The following is a 542-nucleotide window of genomic DNA, read 5'->3' on the forward strand; positions in this document are numbered from 1 at the left end:
GCGCAATCTGATGGCCGGCAGCGCCATCCGTGAATCGCATCGGGTTGGCGACGAACGTGTGCAGGATCCGTATTGCCTGCGCTGCCAGCCGCAGGTGATGGGCGCTGCACTCACCGTGCTGCGCCAGGCGGCCGACACGCTGGGCACCGAAGCCAATGGCGTCACCGACAATCCGCTGATCTTCGCCGAGGATGACACCGCACTTTCCGGCGGCAATTTCCACGCCGAGCCGGTGGCCTTCGCCGCCGACATGATCGCTCTCGCCGTCTGCGAGATCGGCTCGCTGTCGGAACGCCGCATCGCCATGCTTGTCGATCCGGCGCTGTCCGGCATGCCGGCCTTCCTGACGCCGAAGCCCGGTCTGAACTCCGGCTTCATGATCCCGCAGGTGACGGCGGCGGCGCTCGTTTCGGAGAACAAGCAGAAAGCCTATCCGGCCAGCGTCGATTCGATCCCCACCTCGGCAAACCAGGAAGACCATGTTTCGATGGCCGCGCACGGTGCGCGCCGGCTGATCGGCATGGTCGAGAACGCCACCGCCG

General features: G+C 66.2%; 1 protein-coding gene. It reads left to right on the forward strand.

Going from position 1 to position 542, the window contains the following annotated elements; genetic code table 11:
* The coding region (locus EN750_RS38235; protein ID WP_189526862.1) for an aromatic amino acid lyase at nucleotides 1-542 on the forward strand (542 nt) is incomplete at both ends.

Origin of the sequence: Mesorhizobium sp. M7A.F.Ca.ET.027.03.2.1 (assembly GCF_003999175.1) — a bacterium.
Classification (GTDB): domain Bacteria; phylum Pseudomonadota; class Alphaproteobacteria; order Rhizobiales; family Rhizobiaceae; genus Mesorhizobium.